Raw genomic sequence first — 5,691 nt, 5'->3', positions numbered from 1 at the left:
CCGACCAGCGGCTGGACGCGCTGACCGAGATGTACCACCCCAAAAAGACCACCCCCGCCGTGGTGGAGTTCGTGGACATCGCCGGCCTGGTCAAGGGGGCCAGCCAGGGCCAGGGCCTGGGCAACAAGTTTTTGGCCAATATCCGGGAGTGCGACGCCATCGTCCATGTGGTGCGCTGCTTTGACGACGAGAACATCATGCACGTGGTGGCCGACACCAGCACCAATGTGCCGGTGGACCCCGCCGGGGACATCGGCGTCATTGACATCGAGCTGATCATGGCCGACGTGGAGATGGTGGAGCGCCGCATCGACAAGGCCCAGAAGGCCGCCAAGGGCGACAAGAAGTACCTGCGGGAGGTGGAGGTGTTTACCGCCCTGAAGGGATGGCTCAACGACGGCAACTCCGCCCGCTCCTTCGAGTGCGACGAGGATGACGCCGCCATCATCGCCACCGCCGAGCTGCTCTCCCTCAAGCCCATCATCTACGCCGCCAACCTGGACGAGGACGGCTTTGCCGACTGCCACAGCAACGCTTACTACAAGATCGTGGAGGATCTGGCCGCCAAGGAGGGGGCTCAGGTGATCCCCGTGTGCGCCAAGCTGGAGGCCGAGATCGCCGAACTGGACGCCGACGAGAAGAAGATGTTCCTGGACGACCTGGGCATCGCCGAGTCCGGCCTGGACCGGCTCATCAAGGCCAGCTATGCCCTGCTGGGCCTGATCTCCTTCCTCACCTCCGGCGAGGACGAGTGCCGGGCCTGGACCATCAAGAAGGGCACCAAGGCGCCCCAGGCCGCCGGCAAGATCCATACCGACTTTGAGCGGGGCTTCATCCGGGCCGAGGTGGTCAACTTCACCGACCTGATGGCCTGCGGCTCCATGAACGCCGCCAAGGAAAAGGGTTTGGTCCGCTCCGAGGGCAAGGAATACGTCATGAGGGACGGGGATATCGTTCTGTTCCGGTTCAACGTGTGAGTTTTTCCGCAACGTAAAAAAGCCCGCTGCAATATGCAGCGGGCTTTTCTCATGCTTAGTCGTAGATGGAATCGGAGTCCCAGGAGAGGATGGCGCCGGTGGAGGCGTCGATCTCGAAGTCGTACTCCATCGTGTTGTAGATGATCTCCACCTCGTACTGGGCCCGGCCGTCGTCATAGTCCAGATGGGCCTTGCGGACGTTGGCGGCGGCGGCGCCGGGCACCTTGGCCAGGGCGATGCTCTTGGCCTTCTCCACACCGATCAGGGTGCCGGTCTGGGGAGGCGTGTAGTGGTCGGCGTCGTAGTCGAAGCTGAGAACCGCGCCGGTGGAGGCGTCGATCTCATAATCATACTCCTTGTAGTCGGCGGTGTAGAACTCCACGTCATAGACCTGCCGGCCGTCGTCCCAGTCCAGCTTGCACTGGATGAAGGTGACCTTGCTGCTGGACAGTCCCGCGTGAGCCAGGGCCTTGGCCTTGGCCTGCTCGGCGGTGATGGAAGCGCCGGGGTTGGTGGTCTGGCCGGGGTTGGTGGTCTGACCGGGGTTAAAGCTGTCGGCGTCGGTCACCAGGCTGTCACTGGACAGGGTGATGGTGTTGGTGGAGCCGTTCCAGCCCACGTTTTTACCCATCAGCTGGCCAATGGCGCGAATGGGCAGATAGGTGGAACCCTGGTAGAGCAGAGGGTAGACCACCTTGCCGTTGGCGTCCCGGAAGGTGCGGGTAGCGCCGTCCACAATGATGGTGAAGTCAGAGCGCAGTTCTGCGGCAATGTTTTTGGAGGTTGCGGCGGTATCGGGGGTGCCCACGGTAGCGGCGGTGGTACGAGCCCCGCCGATGGTGACGGTGTAGGTGGTCTGATCCCAGTTGACGTTCTTACCCATCAGTTCGCCGATGGCGCGGATGGGCAGGTAGGTGGTGCCGTTGTAGGAGATGGGATGAGCTTCCACGCCGGCGACGGTGTAGAAGTCGCGGTTTACGCCATCCACGGTAATGGTAAGCTGGGGAGAGAGCTGGGCGGTGACCGGCGTAGCGCCGGCTGCGCTGGCGCCCAGGGTAAACAGGCCGGTCATAAGGGTGGCGCTCAGGGCCAGGATGCCCAGACGCTGGGCGATGGTTTTCTTGTTGACAGTCATTTCAATTCATCCCTTTCGTTTATTTCAAAGGTGTGGTGTGAGATCAGCGGCCTACGGACTCAGACTCCCACTCCCGGATGGAACCGGAGTAGCCGTCGATCTCAAACTCGTATTTCATGCCGTTATAAATGATCTTGCCTTCATACTGGATGCGGCCGTCGTCGTAGTCGGCCTCAAAATCGTAGATGTCGCTGGCAGTTGCGCCGGGCACCTGGGAGAGGGCTTTCTCCTTGGCCTGGTCGGCGGTGATACTCTGGCTGCCGGAGGGCTGCTGGGGGATGGCGTACTCGGCGTCGTAATCGTACTTTACCACCGCGCCGGTGGAGGCATCGATCTCGTAGTCGTATTCCTTATAGTCGGCGGTATAGAATTCCACATCATAGACCTGCCGGCCGTCGTCCCAGTCCAGCTTGGCCTGGACGAAGGTGACCTGGCTGCTGGACAGTCCCGCGTGGGCCAGAGCCTTCTCTTTGGCCTGCTCGGCGGTGATGGCGGTACCCTGCCCGATGGTCTGGGCCTGAGAGGGGGCGGGACTTTGGGTGGGGATCTGGGTGGTGGGGGGAGTGGCGGAGGGGCTGGCTGCTGCCGGGCTGGGGGACGCGCTGGCGGGCGTCTGCGCGGCCTCCACGTTTTGGCCGTCCACGCTGTGTTCAATGATCAGTCCGGTCACAGCGTCGATGTCGTATTCGTACTCCTGGCCGTTGGCGGTAAACTCCACATCATAGTAGTCGACGCCGTTGCGCTTATCCAGGCCGGCGGTGGAAAACTGGGCGGAGGCCTCCTGGACTCCGGCGTCCTCCAAAGCCACCGCTTTGGCCGCGTCCAGCCCGATGTATTCGGCCTGACCGGCGGTATGAGCGCCGCCGCAGCCTGCCAGCGCCAGCGCCAGCAGAGCGGAGGTGCAGATCAGCGGGATTCGTTTCATCGGACATTCTCCTTTCCTTTCGATGGCCTAAGTCTAACACCCGATCATGAAAGCAACATGAAATTTGCATTTCATATTCAGATTTTTTTTAGATATTTTTTGCGGGCAGGTGGAGGGTGAACTGACTGCCCAAATCGGGTACGCTGTCCACCGTCATGTAGCCGCCGTGGGCCTGGGCGATCTTTTGCACCATAGACAGACCCAATCCGGCCCCGCTGGCATGGGGGCGGGAGGGGTCCACCTGGTAGAATCGCTGCCAGATCTTGTCCTGCTGGTCTTTGGGAATGCCGATGCCGTTGTCCCGGACACAGAGCTGGATCTCATCCCCCTGCCGATGGGCGGATACCCATACCTGTCCCTTCTCCCGGCCATATTTAAAGCCGTTGTCAATGAGATTTTGCAGCAGCTGGGTGAGCAGTGGGGCGCTGCCCTGTACCGTCAGCCCCTCCTCCACATCCACAATGAGGTCCTCCTGGGGGTAGGTCTGTTCGCGGCACACCGTCCTTACCAGCGTGGACAGGTCCGTTTCCGCCAGAGAAGCGCCCTCGGTACCCTGATCCAGCCGGGTCATGCTCAGCAGCTGGGTAATGAGTCCCGACATCCGCAGGGCCTGCCGATGGATCATGGCGATGGTCTCAGCCCGCTCCTCCGGCGACTCGTCAAATTTTTCGGCGTACTCGCAGGCGCCCTTGATGATGGAGACCGGGGTGCGCAGCTCATGGGAGGCGTCGGCGGTAAATCGCTTCTCCGCTTCAAAGGAACGCTCCAGCCGCTCAAACATCTGGTTGAAAGCGTCGGTGAGCCGGGCAAATTCCTTGCTGCCCCGCCGCTTTTCAATGCGGGCGGCCAGATCGGCCCCCTCGCTGATGGCCTGGGCGGTGGCGGTGATCTCCTCCAGGGGGCGAAAAGCCCGTTTGACGATCCAATAGCCGCCCAGGGCGGAGAGCAGGATGAAACCGGGAAGGACGATAGCGGCCAGTGAAAGCAGGTTCTGGATGGTCTGATCCCGCTGGGGCGCCTCCATCAGGCCACGGACCCATACGCCGGTATCCCAGTCCTTGGCATACCACAGATCCAGCACATAGTAGTTGTCCTGATCCGTGGTTACCAGCCGGGTGACCCCGTTTTGAAAGGGCTCGGAGGCGGTGAAGGAGACCGGTACCTGCCCGGCCAGCAGAGCTTCCTCCTGGCTGTAGATGAGGGTGTATACTCCGCTTTGATAATAGGTAAATTCCTCTCCCACTTGGAGGGAGCCGTCCTGAATGTCCACCGCCAGCAGATTGCTGCGCACCGTCTGGGACAGCTGGTCCATTGCGGAGTTGCGCACCACCGAGTCGCTGGCCAGCAGCAGCGATACCAGCGTCAGCCCGGCCATCGTGGTCATAAACAGCAGGTACCAGACGGCGATTTTGATTTTGATAGAAATAACCCTACACCTCTTTCCCGTCTTGTCCGGCCAAGGCGGCAGCTCTGTCCTCCCGCAGGACCCAGCCTACGCCCCGGATGGTGTGCAGCAGCTTCACGGGGCTGTCCCCATCGATCTTTTTCCGCAGTTTGCTGATGTATACGTCCACGTTGTTGGAACTGGGGGTGTCGTCGTAGTTCCAGATGCTGTCCTCGATCTGCCGCCTGGACAGCACGTTCCCCTTGCCCCGTATCAGGCACTCCAGAATAGAGAACTCCTTGGGCAGCAGATGGATCTCCTGACCGGCCCGGTATACCTGCCGCCGCTCCACGTCCAGGGTCAGATCGGCCACGGTAAACTGATTGCTCTTATGGCCCACCCGTTTCCGGGAGAGGACCCGGATGCGGGCCAGCAGTTCGTCAAAGTCAAAGGGCTTGACCAGATAATCGTCCGCCCCCAGGTCCAGACCCTTGACCCGGTCGGCAATACTGTCCCGGGCGGTGAGGAACAGCACCGGCGTGTCCACCCCTTTGCTGCGCAGGTCGGCCACCAGCTGGTAGCCATCCCGCTTGGGCAGCATCACGTCCAGCAGGATCACGTCATATTCCGTACCTGCCAGATAGTCCTCCGCTTCCTGACCGTCAAAGCAGCCGTCCACACTGTAACCGGACCGTTTCAGGACCTTTTGAATGAGCAGATTCATGTCCTGCTCGTCTTCCACCACCAGAATACGCATGGATGTCCCTCCTTGTTTTGCCCTCTGTCAAGGGCTGAAAAATGAAAAACCGTCCGGCTGCCGCCGGACGGTCACCTGATTTGTTCTCCTGCGTGAGTTCCGCCCCAGTGGGCTTCCAGGCATTGTGGTCATTATAGCGTATTCCCCCAGTTCTTGTCAACGGCGGAAGGTGGCCCAACGGGGCCAATGGCCCCGCTGGGGACCCTTTGATCTGATCTGCCGGGGACAAGTGAATTGCCCCCGGCATCAAGGTTTTGGGCTCTGGCCCAAAACGCTTGGACGGCGCACAGCGCCGCCCCGCCTAAGGCGGGGCCCCACGAAGAGGCCGACGTAAAAGCGGAGCCCGGGCATAAAGCCCGGGCTCCTTGCAGGAATCGATTACTTGTACAGTTCCACCAGACGGGTCAGATGCTCCCAACGCTCCTTGGCGGCCAGTCCCAACGGGGCCAATGGCCCCGCTGGGGACCCTTTGATCTGATCTGCCGGGGACAAGTGAATTGCCCCCGGCATCAA

General features: G+C 61.2%; 5 protein-coding genes. 1 reads left to right on the top strand and 4 read right to left on the bottom strand.

Going from position 1 to position 5,691, the window contains the following annotated elements; genetic code table 11:
* The coding region (gene ychF, locus Q0K43_RS10095; protein ID WP_297290408.1) for a redox-regulated ATPase YchF at positions 1–977 on the top strand (977 nt) is incomplete at its 5' end.
* A gap of 55 nt (positions 978–1,032) precedes the next feature.
* Here ychF and Q0K43_RS10090 read toward each other — a convergent pair.
* The 4 genes from Q0K43_RS10090 to Q0K43_RS10075 all read right to left on the bottom strand — a co-directional run bounded on the left by Q0K43_RS10090 (position 1,033) and on the right by Q0K43_RS10075 (position 5,178).
* Positions 1,033–2,112, bottom strand: a complete 1,080-nt coding sequence (locus Q0K43_RS10090) for a PepSY domain-containing protein (RefSeq protein WP_297290407.1) — start codon at positions 2,110–2,112, stop codon at positions 1,033–1,035.
* A gap of 43 nt (positions 2,113–2,155) precedes the next feature.
* Positions 2,156–3,037 (bottom strand): PepSY domain-containing protein, encoded by an 882-nt coding sequence (locus Q0K43_RS10085; protein ID WP_297290406.1) that lies wholly within the window; start codon positions 3,035–3,037, stop codon positions 2,156–2,158.
* Between the two features lie 88 nt (positions 3,038–3,125).
* Positions 3,126–4,421 carry a sensor histidine kinase gene (locus Q0K43_RS10080; RefSeq protein ID WP_297290405.1) on the bottom strand — a complete coding sequence of 432 codons (1,296 nt, stop codon included), beginning with the start codon at positions 4,419–4,421 and terminating at the stop codon, positions 3,126–3,128.
* A gap of 46 nt (positions 4,422–4,467) precedes the next feature.
* The gene (locus Q0K43_RS10075) at positions 4,468–5,178 is read right to left on the bottom strand and encodes a response regulator transcription factor (protein WP_297290404.1); all 711 of its coding nucleotides are present in this window, start codon (positions 5,176–5,178) and stop codon (positions 4,468–4,470) included.
* Positions 5,179–5,691: the final 513 nt, after the last annotated feature.

This window comes from uncultured Flavonifractor sp., assembly GCF_944383115.1.
GTDB lineage: Bacteria > Bacillota > Clostridia > Oscillospirales > Oscillospiraceae > Flavonifractor.
The sequence above is the reverse complement of the archived record's forward strand: the minus strand, read 5'-3'. Positions and strand labels throughout refer to the sequence as shown.